A 19,251-nucleotide genomic window follows, 5' to 3' on the forward strand; every position below is an offset into this window, starting at 1 on the left:
CTTGCGCTTTCTGGATTCGGACTCGCGGTATGCCTTGGAATCAGCGTTTCCACCCAAGCTGCCACACGCTTGGACTTTTCCAACGAGTACAACGCCAACTCCATTCATGCTCAGGGCGATGCCTATTTTATCGAGCAGGTCAGGGAGCTCACCGATGGCGAGATCGATATCACCCTGCATACCGGTGGCGCCTTGGGCTTCAAGTCAGGCGACCACTTCTATGGCGTGGCTGACAATGTGGTACAGATCGCCGATACGCTTTCGGGCACCATGAGCGGCATCGACCCCATTTTCCTGCTTTCTTCGCTTCCCTTCCTGGTGAATGGCGTCGACGAAGCCCGTCAACTGTACGAGATCGCGCGTCCCCACTACGACGAAGTATTCGAGGACAACGATCAGATCCTGCTCTATGCCTCGCCCTGGCCGGCCAGCGGCATCTGGTCTCGAGAGGCCGTCACCTCCAGCGAAAACCTCCAGAACCTGAAGATCCGCACCTTCGACCGCAACGGCACCGAAACCCTACGCAATGCCGGCGCGGCCCCCGTCAGCCTCTCCTGGGGCGATGTGGTGCCACTGCTAGCTACCGGGGGCATCGATGCCGTGCTTACCTCCGCCGAGGCCGGCACCAATGCCAGCTTCTGGGAACACCAGCAGCACTTCAGCGGTATCCAGTACGCCATCCCGCTAAACATGGTGCACATGAACCGTGATGCCTTCGAATCGCTCTCGGCGGAGCAGCAGGAAGCCTTTCGTGAAGCTGCCCGACGTACGGATGAACACAACTGGCAAGCGGTACGCGAACGCACCCAGAGTAACTACGCCACGCTCGACGAGCACGACGTAACGATCCATGACCCTATTTCATCCGACTTCCAGCAAGCGCTGGCGGATGCCGCGAGCCCGGTCGTCAGTGGCTGGCAAGACACCATGGGCGAGCGCGGCCAAGCGATCCTCGACACCTTCCATAACGGCCAAACGCCATGATCGGTTGGCTGGCAGCCCTGTCGCGAGGCTTGAACCGCCTCGCGGCGGGGGTCGCGATTCTGCTGATCCTGTATATGTTCGGGCACATCATCCTGGAAATTGTGTTACGCCTGTTCGGACACTCGACCTTTATCCTCGATGAATACATCGGCTATGCCGTCGCCGCCATGACCTTTCTCGGCCTGCCCTATGTCTTGGAGAAGAACGGGCTTATCCGAGTCGCACTGGTTCTCGACCGACTGCCGAAGAAATGGCACTGGCCACTGGAATTGCTGATTGCCATCACCAGCTTCGGAGCCTTCGCTTGGCTATCACTGTTCTGGTGGAAGAACGTGGTCCGCAGCTACCAACGCGGCATTACCAGCGACACCCTGGCAGAAACACCGTTATGGATCCCCGAAGGCATCGTGTTGCTCGGCCTGTGGCTGCTGTGCTTCACGCTGGTGGTCCGCAGCTTCCAGCTCGTCACCGAGCGTTCGCGCCATACCCATCCCACACAATAAGACCAAGACTGAGGATCATCGACGATGGATATGGTATGGATCGCCCTAGGCGTGGCGGCACTGCTAATCGTGGTATTGGCCATGGGTACCTGGGTCTTCGCCGCCTTGGTGATCACCGCCATGGGGTCGCTGTGGTGGCTGGGAGATTTCGACCTCGAGCGGATCGGACTGATCTTCTCGCGAATTCTCTACCGCGCCGGCAACAGTTGGGAGCTTTCCGCGATTCCGCTCTTCATCTTGATGGGTGAGCTGATCTTCCGCTCCAACATCTCCGAGCGGCTATTCAAAGGGCTGACACCTCTCACACGCCCGCTCCCTGGTGGTATATTGCACACCAACGTGTTCGGCTGCGCGCTATTCGCCGCCGTCAGCGGCTCCAGCGCCGCCACCACGGCCACCATCGGCAAGATCACCACCCATGAACTCGCCAACCGCGGCTATGACCGCGATCTATCGATCGGCTCGTTGGCCGGCGCGGGAAGTTTGGGGTTATTGATCCCCCCCTCCATCGTGATGATCGTCTATGGCGTCCAGGCCGAGGTCTCGATCAGCAAACTGTTTATGGCCGGCGTCATACCGGGCCTGCTGATCGCCCTGCTGTATAGCGGTTTCATCATCCTGCGCAGCAGGCTGAAGCCGCAGCTCGCTCCCCAACAAACGGACAGCGATATCGGAATCTGGCAGGCCGTCACACTACTGGCCCCGGTGGTGGCCCTGATTACCATCGTCATCGGTTCGATCTATTCCGGGATCGCCACTCCCTCCGAGGCCGCCGCCGTCGGCGTGGCCGCCACCCTGGGCCTGCTCGCCCTGGAACGCCAACTCACTCTGCCCATGCTGCTCAATGCCCTCAAAGGCACCCTGATCAGTGCCACCATGGTCTGTAGCCTACTGGTCACGGCCATGCTGCTTTCCACCGCCATGGGTTACCTGCACCTCCCCCGTGAACTGGCCACTTGGATCGCCGCGCAAGCATTCTCCCCCATGGCCTTGCTCATGGCACTGGCGGTGTTCTACATCGTGCTGGGGCTATTCCTCGACGGCATCTCGATTACCGTGATGAGCCTCCCCATCACCCTGCCCATCGTCATCCTGGCGGGCTTCGACCCACTATGGTTCGGTGTCTTCCTGGTGATCATGGTGGAACTGGGACAGATCACTCCCCCCGTAGGCTTCAACCTGTTCGTGCTTCAGGGCATGACCGGTGAGAAGATTAGCCGGGTCGCCTTGGCCTCGGCCCCCTTTTTCCTGCTGATGTGCCTGGCCGCCGCCTTGATCAGCATATGGCCAAACCTCGCCCTCTGGCTGCCCACGGTGCTTTCCGGCTGAGTGTCCCGGCAGTTCCGCTTACGGCTCATCGAGGTCAGGGCAAATCATTCCCATATCGGCCTCCCCCCTCATTTCTCTCGCGGCACCCGCCCCATCAGATAGAACTCGGGATTGGGCGGGGTGCCGGCCAGGGTCACCAGGCGATTGGACAGGCCGAAGAAGGCGGCGATGGCGCCGATATCCCAGCTATCGTCCCGGGTAAAGCCCGCCGCCTCGAGCCGCGCCGCCCAGTCGTCGTCGAGCTCTCCCACCCCCAGGCCGCTGTGCAGGGCGAAATCCAGCATCACCCGATGGCGCTCGCTAATCTCGGCGACCCGGTGATTGATGGCCACCTGATCGGCCAGCAATGGGTCCTTGCTGTAGATCCGCAGCAGGGCGCCATGGGCCACCACGCAGTAGAGGCAGCGATTGCGGGCACTCAGCGCCACCACGATCATCTCCTTCTCGGCCTGGGTCAGGGTGTCGGACTCCCGCTCCATCAGGGCGTCGTGGTAGGCGAAGAAGGCGCGGAATTCGTCCGGCCGGTGGGCCAGCATCAGGAAGACATTGGGCACGAAGCCGGCCTTCTCCTGCACCGCCAGGATGGCGTCGCGGATGTCTTCGGGCAGGTCCTGGATCGATTCGGGGATGGGAAAGCGACTGATGGGACGGGTCATGGCGATTCCTGGGTCGTGGAGGAGAGGGGCCGAACAATCACGGCAATATCCCTCAGTTAACGTTAACGTCAATCAGCTTGTCTAGCGCCGGCGGGTATTGTTCCGCGTGGCCGGGTGGGCCACTATCGCTGCATGGTGTCCCTCATGCATGGTTTCCCGGTATGCCCAATCGAGACGGTCCCGAGTTTTCGGCGTGGAATCCCGGCCTGGAGGCCGAGCTGCCCAGGCGCTACAAGCCCCTGGAGACGATTCATCGTCCGGCCAACGTCTATTCTCGCCTGTCCGACATTTCCGAACTGAGGGCCCTCACCGGGCTCGTGGAAGAGGAGCTCGTCGCATTCCGGGCGGAACGCCTGGTGCTGCACGAGCTGATCGTACGGGTGACCGCCGATGTGGTGGTCCTCGAGGGGGAAGAGGAAGAGCTCCTGGGTCAGCACTTCCGCAGCATCGCCCTGAAGATCCTCTCCGACTACCTGATCCCCCAACTGCCGGCGTTCCAGCAGGCCTATGACCGGTTGTATGACGAGATACACGGCCGGGTAGGCGACATCCTCGCCACGGCCTTCGCCCCCGAGCCGGTAGCGGTCGACCCCGAGCCCGTCTCCCGGCTGTCCCGGTGGTTCGGCAAACGCCCTTCCCCACAGAAGCCGGCGGACCACCGCTCCATCGAGGAACGTCATCATGACGTGATCCGGGGCATCAAGGACAAGGGGCTGGCGGCCGAGGCCGAGCTGGAGCGGGCCATCTACAAGAGCGCTTACCGTGTCCTGAATTCGATCGGCGGCACCCAGGGTCATATCGGGGTGGAACGGGAGCTGCTGGCGACATTGATCACCCGGCATGCGTGCAACGACTTCGGCAGCCGCCACCTCGGCGAGCGGATCGCCCCCCATGTCGAGCGAGCCATGCAGGTCGAGGGCTATGCCCGGCTCCCCTGCGCCAGGGAGCCGATCCTGATCAGCCTCAAGGGGGCCTCGGCCGCCGGCAAGAGCTCCCTGCGCCACTTCCTGAAGGACACCCTGCGGGATCTCGGCATCCAACCGGACCAGTACGGCACCATCTCCCCCGATATCTGGCGCCGCCTCCTGCTCGACTATGAGGCCCTGGGCGAGGCCTACAAGTATGCCGGCCGCCTGGCCGGCAAGGAGGTCAAGCTCATCGATGCCAAGCTGGACCGCTACATCCGCGACAAGGCCCGGCGCACCCCCTCCATCCCCAACCTGCTGATCGACCGGTTTCGCTTCGACAGCTTCGCCATGGACAAGGTCCCGCAGCTCCTGGATGCCACCTATGCGAAACATGTCGCCACCATGTACTTCTATTTCGTCGTGACCCCGCCGGAGGCCACGGTGGAGCGCGGCTGGGAGCGCGGGCTGGCGCGGGGACGCTACAAGGCGGTGGAAGACTTCCTGGGGCACTGCGTGGAGGCCTATGACGGCATGCCCAAGCTGCTCTTCAAGTGGCTGGACAGCCGGCATCCCCGACTGGAGTACACCTTCCTGGACAACAGCGTGCCCAAGCACACCCCGCCGACGACCATCGCCCATGGCACCCGCGAGGTCCTGCATATCCTGGCCCCCCTGGGCCTGGTCAACATCGATCGCTACAAGAGGATCAACACCCTGGCGACCTGCCCGGCGGAGGTCTATCCCGACGACGAGAGCCTGGCGATCTCCAGGAACTGCACCTTCCTCAAGCAGTGCCTCGCCAAGGTGCCGGAGGTCCGCTTTATCGACGAAGCGAGTGGCGAGGTGTACCTGCAGGCCTCGGCAGGCCGCTTCTCGGTGGTGGATGCCGCCATCCTGCGCGCCCAGCGGGCGGACCCGGAGCTGGCCGAGCTGTTTACCGCCCTTGGAGTGCCCGAGCGTTAGACAACGCGGCCCCGCCTCTCTCGAGACGGGGCCGCGTTTCACACTCTTGCCGCTATTCAGTGCAGCGAGATGGTGCTGTTGATGCCGCTGGAGACGTTCTCCGGCTCGTACCAGCGGGCGGTGACCGTCTTGGTCTGGGTCCAGAAGGCGATGGCCTGCTTGCCGTTGGGGCCCAGGTCGCCGAGTTTGGAGCCCCGCGAGCCGGTGAAGCTGAAATAGGCCACCGGCACCGGAATCGGCACATTGATGCCCACCTGGCCCACGTCGATCTCGGTCTCGAAGCGCCGCGCCACCCAGCCGGAGTTGGTGAAGATGGAAGTACCGTTGCCATTGGGGTTGGCATTGATGAAGTCGATGGCCTCGTCCAGGGTATCGACGCTCACCACGCAGAGCACCGGGCCGAAGATCTCCTCCCGATAGACGGTCATCTCGGCGCTCACCCCGGCGAAGACGGTGGGGCCCACGAAGTTGCCCTTGGCATAGCCCTCCACCCGACAGCCGCGGCCATCCAGCATCAACTTGGCGCCCTCCTTCTCGCCGGCATCGATCAGGCTGACCACCCGATCCCGGGCGGCGGGCGAGACCAGCGGCCCCAGGTCGGCGTCGCGCTGGGTGCCGGGCCCTACCTTCATCTTGCGGGCGCCCTCGACGATATCCTCCAGCCAGGCCTGGGCCTCACCCACCAGCACCACCACCGAGTTGGCCATGCAGCGCTGGCCGGCGGCGCCGAAGGCGGAGCCCAGCAGATTGTTGATGGCCTGGCTGCGGTTGGCGTCGGGCATGATCACGCAGTGGTTCTTGGCGCCCATCATCGACTGCACCCGCTTGCCCGCCTCGCCGGCGCGGCGATAGATATGGGTGCCCACCTGGGTGGAGCCGATAAAGGAGAGCGCCTTGATATCCGGGTGATCGCAGATCTGGTTGGCCACCTCGGGGCCGCCATGCACCACGTTGAGCACCCCGGCGGGAAGACCCGCCTCATGGGCCAGTTCCACCAGGCGCATGGTCGAGCTGGGATCCTGCTCGGAGGGCTTGAGCACGAAGGTGTTGCCGGTGGCGATGGCCAGCGGAAACATGAAACAGGGCAGCATGATCGGGAAGTTGAAGGCGGTGATGCCGGCGCCCACCCCCAGCGGCTGATTGAGGGTGTAGACGTCCACCTCGCTGGCGGCGTTCTCGGCCAGCTCGCCCAGCTGCAGGGAGGGAATCGAGCAGGCGTGCTCCACCACCTCGAGGCCGCGGCCCACCTCGCCCTCGGCGTCCGGCAGGGTCTTGCCGTGCTCCTCGGTGATCAGGGCGGCGAGCTCGGCGGTGTGCTCGCGGATCAGCGCCTGGAACTTGAGCATGATGCGCTGGCGCTTGGCCAGGGGCACCTTGCGCCACGCCTTGAAGGCGACCTTGGCACTGGTCACGGCCCGGTCCACCTCCTCGGCGGTGCAGAAGGGTACCCGGGCCACCACCTCCTGGGTCGCGGGATTGAGTACGTCGCGCCACTCCTGGCTCTGGGAGGGCACGGCCTGGCCGTCGATATAGAGGGGAATCTCGCGGATGGACATGATGGCGACTCCTTGGCGGGCGGCGTCACTGCCTTAGACCCGAGGGTTGGGGTTGTTATCCGAAGCGCTACTGATGTGCATATCGGCAAGGCCGATATCGTATCCAGGGATGATTTGAGTGTAGGCAGGGGGTGGATTGACAGACAATGGCCAGGGCCGCACATTGCTTGTGCACTGATGCACAACGAGCCCCATCGAGGTGAGCATGCTGGACTGGCAGGACATACAACTCTTCCTGGAGGTGGCGCGCTGCCAGCGCCTCACCGAGGCGGCCCGGCGCCTGGGCCTGGATCACTCCACCCTGTCGCGGCGCACCCGGCGCTTCGAGGAGAAGCTCAACACCCAGCTCTTCGAGCGCAGCACCCATGGCTACCGCCTCACCGAGGCGGGGCAGCGGCTGCTGGCCCATGCCGAGGAGATGAGCCGCCACGCTCTGGAGGCGGTGGAGGGGCTCAGCGACCAGAATCGTCGCCTCAGCGGCCAGATTCGCCTGGGCGTCACCGAAGGCTTCGGCACCTGGGTGGTGGCACCCCTGCTGGCCGCCTTCGGCGACCGCCACCCGGGGCTGACCCTCGACCTGCTGGCCCTGCCCCGGGTGGTCAACCTGAGCCGCCACGAGGCGGACCTGGCGATCACCGTCGAACGCCCCGCGAGTCCCGGCCTGGTGGTCTCGCGACTCTGCGACTACCGGCTGCGCCTCTATGCCAGCCGCGACTACCTGGCCCGCCGCGGTCGTCCCGAGCGCCTCGCCGAGCTGGGCCGCCATCGACTGATCGGCTATGTGGATGACCTGATCTTCAGCGACCAGCTCAGCTACCTGGAACCCTTGCTCGACCCGGCCCGGGTCGGCCAGCCGCCGCAGATGGCGATCCGCAGCACCAGCGTCACCACCCAGTACAGCGCCGCCCTGCAGGGGGCCGGCCTGGCGGTGCTACCCTGTTTCCTGGCCGAGCCGGCGCCGGCCCTGGCCCCGGTGCTCGATGATGAGGTGGAAGTGGTGCGCCAGTTCTGGATCACCGCCCGCCAGGAGCAGCGCCAGTTGGCCCGGGTGCGGCTGCTGTGGGACTACCTGCGCGAGGCCCTCGAGCTCAACCGCGACTTCCTGATGGGCGAGTCGGCCACCCTGGTGATTCCCGAGCCCTAAGGTATTGATGAGCCGTCATCGGTATATCGCTTTTTGTTGATAAAGTTTGGCTATCAAGGCCTTCGACAAAGAAAAATGGCGGCTTCCCGGTCCGACACTTAGCTTTATAGACAGGAGCGGGATGAAACGCCCTCGGAACAGGCCTGAATAAGCCGAGCTTGATTCAGCGCATTGTAACGGTGAGCGCCTCTCATCTATGACTAGTGGAGCCCCACCAAGGTGGCGATGACTGGAGAGAGCAATGAGTGACCAAAGCAACAGCGCCGGTAAATGCCCGGTGATGCACGGATCCAATACCCGAGTGGGTGGCCGCGGTCCCATGAACAAGGATTGGTGGCCCAACCAGCTCAATCTGAGCATCCTGCACCAGCACAGTCCCAAGGCCGATCCCATGGGGGCGGACTTCGATTATGCCGCCGAGTTTAAGAAGCTCGACCTGGCCGCGGTCAAGCGAGACCTGGCCGACCTGATGACCGATTCCAAGGAGTGGTGGCCCGCCGACTATGGCCACTATGGTCCCTTCATGATTCGCATGGCCTGGCACGCCGCCGGTACCTACCGCACCGCCGACGGCCGCGGCGGCGCCTCCACCGGCAACCAGCGCTTCGCCCCCATCAACAGCTGGCCGGACAACGCCAGCCTGGACAAGGCCCGCCGCCTGCTGTGGCCGATCAAGCAGAAGTACGGCAACAAGCTCTCCTGGGCCGACCTCTTTATCCTCGCCGGTAACGTCGCCCTGGAATCCATGGGCTTCAAGACCTTCGGCTTCGGCGGCGGGCGCAAGGATATCTGGGCCCCGGAAGAGGACATCTACTGGGGCGCCGAGGACGAATGGCTGGCCACCAGCGACAAGCCCAACAGCCGCTACTCCGGCGACCGCGAGCTGGAGAACCCGCTGGCCGCGGTGCAGATGGGCCTGATCTACGTCAACCCGGAGGGTCCCGACGGCAACCCGGACCCGCTGGCCTCCGGCAAGGACGTGCGTGAGACCTTCGCGCGCATGGCGATGAACGACTACGAGACGGTGGCCCTGACCGCCGGCGGCCACACCTTCGGCAAGACCCATGGGGCCGGCGACGCCGCCCATGTCGGCCCCGAGCCGGAAGCCGCGCCCCTGGAAGAGATGGGCCTGGGCTGGAGAAGCAGCTTCGGCAGCGGCAAGGGCCGCGACACCATCACCAGCGGCCTGGAAGGCGCCTGGACCCCGACTCCCACCCAGTGGGACATGAGCTACTTCGATATCCTGTTCGGCTACGAGTGGGAGCTCTCCAAGAGCCCGGCGGGAGCCCAGCAGTGGGTGCCCAAGAACCTGGCGGACAAGGACCATGCCCCGGACGCGGAGGATGCCGCCCAGCGGGTCGGCCTGATGATGACCACCGCCGATATGGCGATGCGCGAGGATCCGGCCTATCGCAAGATCGCCGAGCACTTCCACAAGAACCCGGAGGAGTTCGCCGACGCCTTCGCCCGCGCCTGGTTCAAGCTGACCCACCGCGACATGGGGCCCAAGGTCCGCTATCTGGGCCCGGAAGTGCCGGCCGAAGACCTGATCTGGCAGGACCCGGTACCGGCCGGCAAACGCGACTACGACGTTGCCGCGGTCAAGGCCAAGATCGCCGCGAGCGGCCTCGGCATCAGCGAGATGGTCGCGACCGCCTGGGACAGCGCGCGCACCTTCCGCGGCTCGGATATGCGCGGCGGCGCCAACGGCGCCCGCATCCGCCTGGCGCCCCAGAAGGACTGGCCGGCCAACGAACCGGAGCGGCTGGCCAAGGTGCTGGGCGTACTGGAAGGCATCGCCGCCGATACAGGCGCCAGCCTGGCCGACGTGATCGTGCTGGCCGGTAATGTCGGCATCGAGCAGGCCGCCAAGGCCGCCGGCCACGACATCAGCGTGCCCTTCGCCCCGGGGCGTGGCGATGCCAGCGAAGCGCAGACCGACGCCGACTCCTTCGAGCCGCTGGAGCCGGAGGCCGACGGTTTCCGCAACTACGCCCGTGCCAAGTTCACCGTCTCCGACGAGGAGATGCTGGTCGACCGGGCCCAACTGCTGGGGCTCAGCGCCCCGGAGATGACCGTGCTGGTGGGCGGCCTGCGGGTGCTGGACACCAATCACGGCGGCACCAGGCATGGCGTCTTTACCGACAGGCCCGGCGCCCTGACCAATGACTTCTTCGTCAACCTGGTCGATATGGATACCGTGTGGCAGCCCACCGGCGCCGACCCGGATGTCTTCGAGGGGCGTGATGCCAAGACCGGGCAGGTGAAGTGGACCGGTACCCGCGTGGACCTGATCTTCGGCTCCAACTCCCAGTTGCGCGCCCTGGCCGAGAACTACGCCCAGGACGACGCCAGGGACAAGTTCGTCAAGGACTTCGTGGCGGCCTGGACCAAGGTGATGAACGCCGACCGCTTCGATATCGCCTGATGCCTGATGGGTGCCGCCTCGCCGGCGCCTGGCCAGCGGCCATCACCGCAAGAGCCGCGCCCATCCGGGCGCGGCTTTCTTATGGCGACCCGATGACGCAGGGCGATCCCGAGGCAGCGGGACAGCATCGTCGGCAACGGCATCGACACCCGCTCCGTCCGACCACCCGGCCCCGTCTATGCTGTAGCCAGGCACGTCCTTTTCGCCGCACACCCAGGGAGCTTGCATCGTGGCCGACGAAAACAGCGTGATCGTCTTCTATGACGAGCGAATGCTGGCCCATGAACCGGATATCGAGGTGCCTTTCCTGCCGGGACGCATGGACGATCGTATCCGCTCGCTGCTGTCGGGGCTGGGGGTCCCCTGGAAGTATCCGGAACACCCCGCCAGGCTCACCGCCATCCGGCGCCTCCTGGAGCTCGAACCGGTGCCCGGCGTGGCCTTCGAGCCGGGCAAGGCGGCGACGCGGGAGCAGCTGGGACGCGTGCATACCAGCTCCTACCTGGACCATATCTTCGAGCTGCGCGGCCAGAGCGCCTGGCTGGATGTGGACACCACGGCCGTATCGCCCGGTAGCGTCGACGCCGCCGAGGTGGCCGCCGGCACGGCGATCGCCGCCGTCGAGGCCGTCGTCGCGGGACGAGCCACGAGCAGCTTCGCGCTGGTGAGGCCCCCCGGGCACCACGCCGAGCCGGTGCGCGCCCGCGGCTTCTGCCTGTTCAACAACGTGGCGGTGGCCGCCGCGCATGCCCGCACCGCCCTGGGCTGCCGGCGCGTGATGATCGTCGACTGGGATGCCCATCACGGCAACGGCACCCAGGATATCTTCTGGGCCGACCCGCATGTGCTGTTCTTCGACCTGCACCGCGCCGCCCCCTTCTATCCCGGCACGGGGAATCTCGAAGAGATCGGCATGGGCCTGGGGGATGGCACCAACGTCAATGTTCCCCTCCCCGGCGACGCCGGCGACGCCGCCTACCTCAAGGCCTTTCGCGAGATCCTGGTACCCGCGGCCGACTGGTTCCGGCCCGACCTGATCCTGGTCTCGACCGGTTTCGATCCGCACAGCCATGACCTGGCCATGGAGGTCTCCTATGACGGCTTCGCCGCCATGACCGGCATCCTCAAGGCCCTGGCCCACCGGCACTGCCAGGGGCGCCTGGTCTTCGTGCTGGAGGGTGGCTACAACCTGATCTCGCTGTCACGCGGCGTCAGGGCGGTGCTGCGGGTGCTGGCCGGCGACGAGCCGCCGGAACCCGGCCAGCGCGGCCTCGCCGAGGTCGCGGCCGCGGCGGCCTTTCACCGCGGTGCCTTCGTCGAACCACCCCCGGACTGAGCCGGGGCCGGCTCCACCGCCATGTGCCCGGCATGGCGCCTTCACCGATACGGGGCACGCTCCCCTCATTATTCGGCGCCGCGACGCTGCCGCGCCTGCTCGCGGCGCTTCATCTCCAGGTAGTCGGCACGATCGATCTCGCGCAACTGCTCGGGATAGCGCTCGGTGAGGGCGAACCAGCGGGACAAGCTGGCCTCCAGCCGCTCCGCCTCGGACAGCGTCCGGGTCTCCAGATGGGCCACCAGGGCCAGGTAGAAGCGCATGACGTTGCGCTCGATCATGCCCCGCATGCCGCCCACCGGGCGCGGTCGGCCATCCTCGCCCGGCTCCTCGCTGAACCCCACCCGGTCTTGGCCGCCGAAGGCGAAGTAACCGCGCAGGGCGAGGCGCGCCGTCATGCCGTACACCAGGGAGTAACGCAGTTGCACCAGGCTGGCCCCGTCGAGGTCAGGCACGGCACGCAACTGCAGGCGGAAGGCCCGGGTGCCGTAGGGTCCCCGATCCCCCTCCAGCACCATCTCCAGGTAGATGGGCCCCTCGGCGACCCGCCGCAGGCGCAGATCGAGGCGTTCGGCATCGGCCAGGAGCTCGTAGTGCCGGCGGCCCACATAGAGCCGTAGCGCAGCCTCGTCGACCGCCGCGTCATGGAAGCAGCCCTTGACGTTGAGGTGCAGGATAAGCACCTGGCACCAGGCCACCGGCGAGCCGAACGCCTCGGCGAGCTCCGCGAAGGGCCATTCGAGGCGAGCGTTCACGCTGCCGTTCACCGAGTAGGGGCGCGCCTCGGACGCCACCGCCAGGGGCTCGTCAAAGGGCGAGGCGGCGATCACCTCGCGCCAGCTATCGCGCAGCCAGTTGTCCTGGGCCTGGGCCGACAGGACACCGGCCAGGCAGACCCAGAGCAGAATCGCCAGCCACCGGACGGCAGGCTTCCGGCCTGGTCGCCGATATCCTCGTGCCATGGCCCGGGGGTACCTCGCTGAAGGTCTCCATGAGGGCGATGAACTCCAGCAGCTGCCTCACCAGGGGTTCACGGCCGCTTTGCTGCTCACCACTTTCAGCATAGCCACCTCTGCTGCGGGACGGTGCACCATCCTGACGGCGAAGAGCGGCAACACGACCGGCTCAGGCCAGGCTGCGTACCATCACCACCAGGATCAGCAGCGGACAGACCAGGCGGATATACCAGGGCCAGAGCTTCCAGAACAGGGTACGCTCGATCTCCGGGGCCCCCTGGCGCAGCTCCTGGAGCTTGGCATGGCGCGACAGCAACCAGCCCACATAGAGGCACACCAATCCCCCCACCAGCGGCATGCTGTAGCTGATGGTCAGGGTGATGGCCCAGTCGAACAGCGGCTCGAAGTAAGCCAGGATCAGGCTGGCGATAACGAAGGTTACCAGCGCCATCAGCCAGGTGGCCGGGCGACGGCGGATCAGGCCGGTTTCCTCGAGGGTCGAGACCGGCACCTCCAGTACCGGGAACATGGAGGTCAGGGCGGCGATGGCCAGCAGCACGAAGAAGACAAGCTCCAGGCCCAGCCCCGGCGCCCCCATGGCCTCGAACATGGCCGGCATCACCATAAACAGCAGGGTCGCCGAGCTCTGCAGCTCGCCGGCCTCGTTGAAGACCTCCACCCCCAGGCCATGGGCCACGAACATGGCCGGAATGATCAGCAGGCCGGCGACGAAGGCCACGCCCATGTCGATCAGCATCACCTGGGCGCCGACCCGGGGCAGATTGGCCTCGCGGCTCAGGTAGGAGCCGTAGACCACCATGGCGCCGACGCCGATGGAGAGCGAGAAGAAGGCCTGGCCCATGGCATCCAGCAACAGCTGCCCGTCGATCCGCGACAGGTCCGGCACCAGGTAGGTCTTGACCCCCTCGCCGGCGCCGGGGAAGCTCAGCATCACCGCGATCAGCCCCAGCATCATCACCAGCAGCAGCGGCATCAGCCGCTTGGTCCAGCGCTCGATGCCCTGGTTCACCCCGGCCAAGACCACCGCCGCGGTAATCACCATGGCCGCCAGGGTCAGGCTCCAGTCCCGCCAGAAGCTCCCCTCGGCGAGCCAGGCCGTCGCCCTCTCCAGGCCGAGTAGCCGGGAGAGCGGCAATAGCGCGTAGCCGATCAGCCAGCCGGTGACGATGGCATAGAAGGCCTGCCCCAGGCAGGCGGCCAGCAGCGCCAGGCCGCCGACGCCCTGCCCCAGGCGCCGTGGCAGGCCACGGCCGCCCACCCGGCCCATGGCATTGATGATGCCGCTCTGGGCATAGCGTCCCAGGGTCAGCTCCGCCATCAGCGCCGGATAGGCGAGGATAAAGGCCATCACCACATAGACCAGCAGGAAGGCGCCGCCGCCGTTGTTGGCGGCCATAGAGGGGAAGCTCCACACATTGCCGAGGCCCACCGCGGCGCCGGCGGCGGCCATCAGGAAGCCGAAACGGCTGGAGAACTGGGCGCGCCCGCTGGGCGCGTCGGAGGGAGAGGCCGCGGCGGCGGGCTTGGCTTGCGATATTGTCATTGGAGTTATCTCACCGGGTTAAGGAGTCGGCTCAGCGCGGCAGCGCATCGAGCCGTTCGAGGATGTCGAAGTGATCACAGTCGGGCAGCGGGCAGAGCTTCACCGCCACCCCGGCCGCCCAGGCGCGCTCATATAGCGCCTCGCCCTGGGCACGGAAGGCGGGCGGATCGAGCTCGCCGTGCACCAGGGTCAGCGGCGGTAGGCCCCACAGGTCCTGGCACAGCGGGCTGAGTCGCGCGGCCCGCTCTTCGTCCAGCCCCAGGGGGGCATCGATATAGGTGCCCACCAGGGGGCGCAGGTCATAGATGCCGCTGAGCAGCCAGAGCGACTCGATGCCACTCAGGCGCCCCTCCCCCAGGCAGCTCATCAGCGCCAGCTGGGCCCCGGCGCTATGACCGCCCAGGTGGAGGCGGCCATTCAACCCCAGGGCGCTCGCCTCGCGGCGCAGGGCCGCCATACCCTGGCGGCAGGCCGCCACCATGGCCTCGAGGGAGGCGCCCGGCGCCAGGGGGTAGTCCAGGGAGGCGAAGGCCCAGCCCCGTCCCAGCCAGGGCACGGCCATGAAGTCGGTGGCCGCGGCGTCCAGTTCCTGCCAATAGCCGCCGTGCAGGAAGACCATCAGCGGCCAGGGCCCTTGCCCCTCGGGGAGGAAGAGGTTGAGGCCTTCCCGCGGCCCCGCCCCATAGCTCAGGCGCCTCGGCGGATGACGCTCGCGCAGCCGGGCGCCGAGCTCGGCCTGGCGCGCCAGGCTCGCCTCGAAGTCCCGGGCCCAGCGGCTCGGCGAATAGGCCTTCTCCCGCGCGGCACGATCCTGATCGAGGCCCATCTCAGGTGACCTCCGCGCGCACCCGGAAACGCGCTTCCAGGTACTCGCGATTCTCCACCACCTCACGGAAGTGCCGGGCCGCCTGCCAGACGTCCTCGTAGCTGAGGTAGAGGGGCGTAAAGCCGAAGCGCATCAGCCCGGGCTCCCGGTAGTCGCCGATCACGCCCCGGGCGATCAGCGCCTGGACGATGGCATAGCCGTTGTCGCGATGAATAAAAGCCACCTGGCTGCCACGCTCGGCCCGGGGCGGGGTGATGTCCTCGATGCCCTCGGCCTCGAGCAGGTCGGCCAGGCAGTCGCGGAACAGCTCGCCCAATGCCAGGCTCTTCTCCCGCAGGGCGGTCATGTCCACCTCCTGCCAGAGCCGCAGGGAGGCCTCCAGGGGAGCGTAGATCAGCGCCGAGTGGGTGCCGCTGCGAAAGCGGGTAATGCCCGGGGCCGGGGCATAGTCGCCGTCGAAGGCGAAAGGCGCGGCGTGTCCATGCCAGCCGGAGAGCGGCTGCCAGCCGCCATCCTGGTGCTCCTGGTGCACATAGAGAAAGGCCGGGGCCCCGGGGCCGCCGTTGAGGTACTTGTAGGTGCAGCCCACCGCATAGCTGGCGCCACAGCCATGCAGGTCCACCGGCAGGGCCCCGGCGGAGTGGGCCAGGTCCCAGACGATCTCGGCGCCCTGCTCATGCACCTGGGCGGTGATGGCGGCCATATCGCGCTGACGCCCGGTGCGGTAGTTGACCTGGCTCAGCACCACGGCGGCGACCCGCTCGTCCAGGTAGTCGGCCAGCGCCGCCCCCTCCGGCAGTACCCGATGCTCGAGGCCGGCGAAGCGGCACAGCCCCTGGGCGATATAGCCATCGGTGGGGAAGTTGCCGCCCTCGCTGAGGATCACCGGCCGCGAGCGCCCCTGGGACTCGGTGATATAGCCCAACAGCTTGAAGATATTGAGGGTGATATTGTCGCTGACGACCACCTCGCCGGGCCCGGCGCCGATCAGTGGCGCCACGAGGTCGCCCAGGCGCTCCGGGGCATCGAACCAGCCCTGATTCCAGCCCTTGATCAGCTCGTCACGCCACTGATCCCGGGTAGCATCCAGCGCCTCCCGAGCGGCCCGGGGCTGGGCCCCCAGGGAGTTGCCATCCAGATAGAGCACGCCCTCGGGCAGGGCGAAGCGGGCCTTGAAAGCGGCCAGGGGATCGCGGCGATCCAGTTCACGAACGCTATCCAGGGTCGGGGTCATGGGGCCTCCAGGGAATCGGGTGATGAAGCTGTCCCAAATTCTAGGAGAGACGAGCCGGGAAAGGCTTGCGTTCTCTGGCGTCAATGGCTCAGGTTATGCAAAATTATTGCGCCAATAAGAGATTTCACACACATGGAAACCCTTGATAGGTTCGATCGGCGGATTCTTCACGCCCTGCAGCGGGATGCCCGCCTGACCCTGGCCAGCCTGGCGGAGGCGGTCAACCTCTCCCCCAGCCAGTGCTCGCGACGCATCGCCCGCCTGGAGGAGAACGGGGTCATCCTGGGACACGACCTGCGCCTCGACCCGGAGGCCCTGGGGCTCAAGGTCACCGCCTTTATCTTCCTCTCGGTGGACAAGGGCCGCATGGCCTCGCCCAGGGACGCCGTGGCGGAGCTGCTGGCCCGGGACGAGGTGATCGACTGCCATGCCGTGACCGGCAGCCACGACTTTATCCTCAAGGTGCGGGTGGCGGACCTCGCCGAGCTCTCCCACTTCCTCTCCACCACCATCAGCCCCATGGAGGGCATCCGCGATATCGCCACCCAGGTGGCCATGAACACCCTCAAGGAGGGCGGCCCCCTCAAGGTAATGCCCTGAGGCCACCTACATCCGGGTACGCACCGACCACAGCTCGGGGAAGAAGGTCAGCTCCAGGGCCTTGGCGAGGTAGCCGACGCCGCTGGTGCCGCCGGTGCCGGGCTTGTGGCCGATGATCCGCTCCACCGTCTTCATATGGCTGAAGCGCCACTGCTGGAAATGGTATTCGGTGTCCACCAGCTTCTCGGCCAGCTCGTAGAGGTCCCAGTGGTGCTCGGTGTCGCCATAGACCTCGGCCCAGGCCGATTCCACCTCGGGAGACGCCGCATAGGGCTCACTCCAGTCGCGATTCAGCACCGCATCGGGCAAGGCGAAGCCGCGCCGGGCCAGCAGCCGCAGGCAGGTGTCGTAGAGGCTGGGCGCCTGAAGCACCTCGGTGAGGCGCCGGTAGTGCTCGGGGTGGCCGCGATGCACCTCCACCAGGGCGGGATGCTTGTTGCCCAGCAGGAACTCCAGCTCCCGGTACTGATAGGACTGGAAACCGGAGCTCTGCCCCAGGCTGTCGCGAAAGCGCGCATAGTCCGCCGGGGTCAGGGTGGCCAGCACCTCCCAGGCCTGGATCATCTGCTCCTGGATGCGCGCCACCCGGGTCAGCATCTTGAAGGCGGGCCTCAGTTGGTCGGCGGCGATATGCGCCGCCGCGGCATGGGCCTCATGGAGACACTGCTTGAGCCATAGCTCGGAGACCTGGTGAATGACGATAAACAGCATCTCGTCATGCTCGTCGGTCAGGGGGCTCTGGCAGGCCAGTAGCGGCTCCAGGCTCAGATACTGGCCGTAGCTCATCTCCTGGTCCCAGTGCACGCCTTCATCATCCAGGCTCACCGAGGTGCGGCCCCGCTGTGGCTTGCTCATCGTCCCCTCCTCGTCTGCTGATGGATCACCTTATGGTGCGCCCATCCCGGGCGGCGGGCCAGGGGGCACCTCAACGGTGACGCGGAGTCATGCCAGGGCCAGGGAGGTCCGCAACAGCGCCCCGCTCGACAGGGCCTCCAGCACCGAGAAATGATGGGTATCGGCCACGCTCGACACCTCGATGCCTTGGAGTCGCTCGCCCCAGCGCCGGGCGAGCTCCCGAGACTGCCAATGGAAGGCCTCGCTCTCCCGCTCCCCGACGGCCAGATGCAGGCGTAGTCCGGGGTTGGGGGCGGTCAACAGCGGACTCAGCGCCCGGGCCGTCTTCTCATCCGGCAGGCCGAGCAACGGCCCGAAACTCATATGGCGCATCGGCTCGAGGTCGAAGATGCCGCTGATCAGCAAGGCGGCACGAATCGGGGTCGCCGGCATATCCGGATCCAGGGTCGGCCAGTCGCTACTGACCAGGCAGGCTCCCAGGTGTCCGCCGGCACTATGACCGACGACCTGGATGCATTTCCGATCGATGCCGTAGCGTTCGGCCCCATGCCATAGATGGCGCAGGGCCTGGCGCACGTCCTCGACCTGCTCGGCGATGGTGACCTCGGGACACAGGCGATAGTTGAGCACCGCCACGGCCCAGCCCGCAGCCAGATGCCCGGCCAGCAGCGGAGCATGCTCGGCCTTGTCCATGGCCTGCCAGTAGCCGCCATGAATAAAGATCAACAGGGGAGCCTGCGCTCGTGACGCGGGGAAGAAATCGAAGCGCTGCAGCCTTGCCTGACCATAGGACAGGTCACGAGATACCTTGCGGGTCGCCAGGAAGCGCTCACCCGCCTCCCGCCAACGCACGAAAATATCGAGATGGTCGGGAACGGCCGCCCGAGCGCTGTAGGCCGTATTGACCGCCGCCGCCGCCAACCCCCGCCAGACCGGCGCGTCACTCGGTGATGCTGCCGTCTCCCCCTCCAGCTCCAGTGACAATATCACTCGTGGCGCCGATGTCGCCTCGATGGCGAAGGAGGCCGGTTTGAAGCCACCGAAGACCTCGCGCCAGAGGCGATCACAGGCCGGAAGACGAGGGTCCAGGCGCCCCGCCGGTGATGTCACCGAGAGGTGACGCATCCCGGCCGGGGAGCCACCTACCGCCTTGAGGCGCCCGAGCAGCGTCACCAGCGCCTCCCGGAAGGCCGCTTCAATATCGGCTTGCCAATCTATGCTGGCAGCATTCAGCGCCATCTCCACCGTGATATCGGATACTGACTCGCGCTTTTTCATGGGGGATTCTCCCGAGCAAGGTGTCCAACGAGATAAAAGATAAGTACTTCCCGCATATAAAAAGTGCCAGCCGATTGGCTGGCACAAAGCAAGCAGAGGTCAGGAGCCGGGGGCTCCCGGTAAGGACAGAG

The 19,251-nt window shown here is 66.1% G+C and carries 16 protein-coding genes; 8 read left to right on the plus strand and 8 right to left on the minus strand.

All coding sequences use genetic code 11. The annotated features are described in order from the left end of the window. Window positions 1-69: 69 nt before the first annotated feature. The 3 genes from ACZ5EF_RS15985 to ACZ5EF_RS15995 are packed head-to-tail and all read left to right on the plus strand — an operon-like array spanning window position 70 to window position 2,816. A complete protein-coding gene (locus ACZ5EF_RS15985) occupies window positions 70-984 on the plus strand; it encodes a TRAP transporter substrate-binding protein (protein WP_346061624.1) in 915 nt (304 codons plus the stop codon). After that, on the plus strand, window positions 981-1,487 hold the full coding sequence (locus tag ACZ5EF_RS15990; RefSeq protein WP_346061623.1) for a TRAP transporter small permease: 507 nt from the start codon (window positions 981-983) through the stop codon (window positions 1,485-1,487). The genes ACZ5EF_RS15985 and ACZ5EF_RS15990 overlap by 4 nt, the downstream gene beginning before the upstream one ends. Window positions 1,488-1,511: 24 nt before the next feature. Then, window positions 1,512-2,816 carry a TRAP transporter large permease gene (locus tag ACZ5EF_RS15995; RefSeq protein ID WP_346061622.1) on the plus strand — a complete coding sequence of 435 codons (1,305 nt, stop codon included), beginning with the start codon at window positions 1,512-1,514 and terminating at the stop codon, window positions 2,814-2,816. 68 nt (window positions 2,817-2,884) lie between these two features. Here the strand turns inward: ACZ5EF_RS15995 and ACZ5EF_RS16000 are convergent, their stop codons facing one another. After that, on the minus strand, window positions 2,885-3,472 hold the full coding sequence (locus ACZ5EF_RS16000) for a peroxidase-related enzyme (RefSeq protein ID WP_346061621.1): 588 nt from the start codon (window positions 3,470-3,472) through the stop codon (window positions 2,885-2,887). A gap of 161 nt (window positions 3,473-3,633) precedes the next feature. Between ACZ5EF_RS16000 and ACZ5EF_RS16005 the strand changes: the two genes are divergently transcribed. Next, window positions 3,634-5,343, plus strand: a complete 1,710-nt coding sequence (locus ACZ5EF_RS16005) for a DEAD/DEAH box helicase family protein (RefSeq protein ID WP_346061620.1) — start codon at window positions 3,634-3,636, stop codon at window positions 5,341-5,343. A gap of 56 nt (window positions 5,344-5,399) precedes the next feature. Here the strand turns inward: ACZ5EF_RS16005 and ACZ5EF_RS16010 are convergent, their stop codons facing one another. Further along, window positions 5,400-6,899, minus strand: coding sequence for a CoA-acylating methylmalonate-semialdehyde dehydrogenase (locus ACZ5EF_RS16010; protein ID WP_346061619.1), 1,500 nt, complete (start codon window positions 6,897-6,899; stop codon window positions 5,400-5,402). 205 nt (window positions 6,900-7,104) lie between these two features. Here ACZ5EF_RS16010 and ACZ5EF_RS16015 point away from each other — a divergent pair, with 205 nt between their 5' ends. The 3 genes from ACZ5EF_RS16015 (at window position 7,105) to ACZ5EF_RS16025 (ending at window position 11,807) form a co-directional block, all read left to right on the plus strand. Further along, window positions 7,105-8,043 (plus strand): LysR family transcriptional regulator, encoded by a 939-nt coding sequence (locus ACZ5EF_RS16015; protein WP_346061618.1) that lies wholly within the window; start codon window positions 7,105-7,107, stop codon window positions 8,041-8,043. Between the two features lie 241 nt (window positions 8,044-8,284). Beyond that, a complete protein-coding gene (gene katG / locus ACZ5EF_RS16020) occupies window positions 8,285-10,471 on the plus strand; it encodes a catalase/peroxidase HPI (protein WP_346061617.1) in 2,187 nt (728 codons plus the stop codon). A gap of 229 nt (window positions 10,472-10,700) precedes the next feature. Beyond that, complete coding sequence (locus ACZ5EF_RS16025; RefSeq protein ID WP_346061616.1) at window positions 10,701-11,807, plus strand: histone deacetylase family protein; 1,107 nt, start codon at window positions 10,701-10,703, stop codon at window positions 11,805-11,807. Between the two features lie 68 nt (window positions 11,808-11,875). Here ACZ5EF_RS16025 and ACZ5EF_RS16030 read toward each other — a convergent pair whose 3' ends face one another. The 4 genes from ACZ5EF_RS16030 to kynU all read right to left on the minus strand — a co-directional run bounded on the left by ACZ5EF_RS16030 (window position 11,876) and on the right by kynU (window position 16,387). Continuing rightward, on the minus strand, window positions 11,876-12,769 hold the full coding sequence (locus tag ACZ5EF_RS16030; protein ID WP_346061615.1) for a hypothetical protein: 894 nt from the start codon (window positions 12,767-12,769) through the stop codon (window positions 11,876-11,878). 163 nt (window positions 12,770-12,932) lie between these two features. Further along, entirely contained in the window at window positions 12,933-14,327 is a 1,395-nt protein-coding gene (locus ACZ5EF_RS16035) for a sodium-dependent transporter (RefSeq protein WP_346061614.1), read from the minus strand. Between the two features lie 31 nt (window positions 14,328-14,358). Next, on the minus strand, window positions 14,359-15,153 hold the full coding sequence (locus ACZ5EF_RS16040; protein ID WP_346061613.1) for an alpha/beta hydrolase: 795 nt from the start codon (window positions 15,151-15,153) through the stop codon (window positions 14,359-14,361). 1 nt (window position 15,154) lies between these two features. Then, the gene (gene kynU, locus ACZ5EF_RS16045; protein WP_346061612.1) at window positions 15,155-16,387 is read right to left on the minus strand and encodes a kynureninase; all 1,233 of its coding nucleotides are present in this window, start codon (window positions 16,385-16,387) and stop codon (window positions 15,155-15,157) included. A 132-nt stretch (window positions 16,388-16,519) separates the two neighbouring features. Between kynU and ACZ5EF_RS16050 the strand changes: the two genes are divergently transcribed. Further along, window positions 16,520-16,987, plus strand: a complete 468-nt coding sequence (locus tag ACZ5EF_RS16050) for an Lrp/AsnC family transcriptional regulator (protein WP_346061611.1) — start codon at window positions 16,520-16,522, stop codon at window positions 16,985-16,987. Window positions 16,988-16,993: 6 nt separating this feature from the next. On the opposite strand, the gene kynA is transcribed toward ACZ5EF_RS16050, so the two are convergent. Further along, window positions 16,994-17,842: a tryptophan 2,3-dioxygenase gene (gene kynA, locus ACZ5EF_RS16055; protein ID WP_346061610.1), complete on the minus strand. Its 849-nt coding sequence runs from the start codon at window positions 17,840-17,842 to the stop codon at window positions 16,994-16,996. Window positions 17,843-17,929: 87 nt separating this feature from the next. Beyond that, window positions 17,930-19,120: an alpha/beta hydrolase gene (locus tag ACZ5EF_RS16060; RefSeq protein WP_346061609.1), complete on the minus strand. Its 1,191-nt coding sequence runs from the start codon at window positions 19,118-19,120 to the stop codon at window positions 17,930-17,932. Window positions 19,121-19,251 lie beyond the last annotated feature (131 nt).

It is taken from the genome of Bisbaumannia salifodinae (assembly GCF_055388505.1).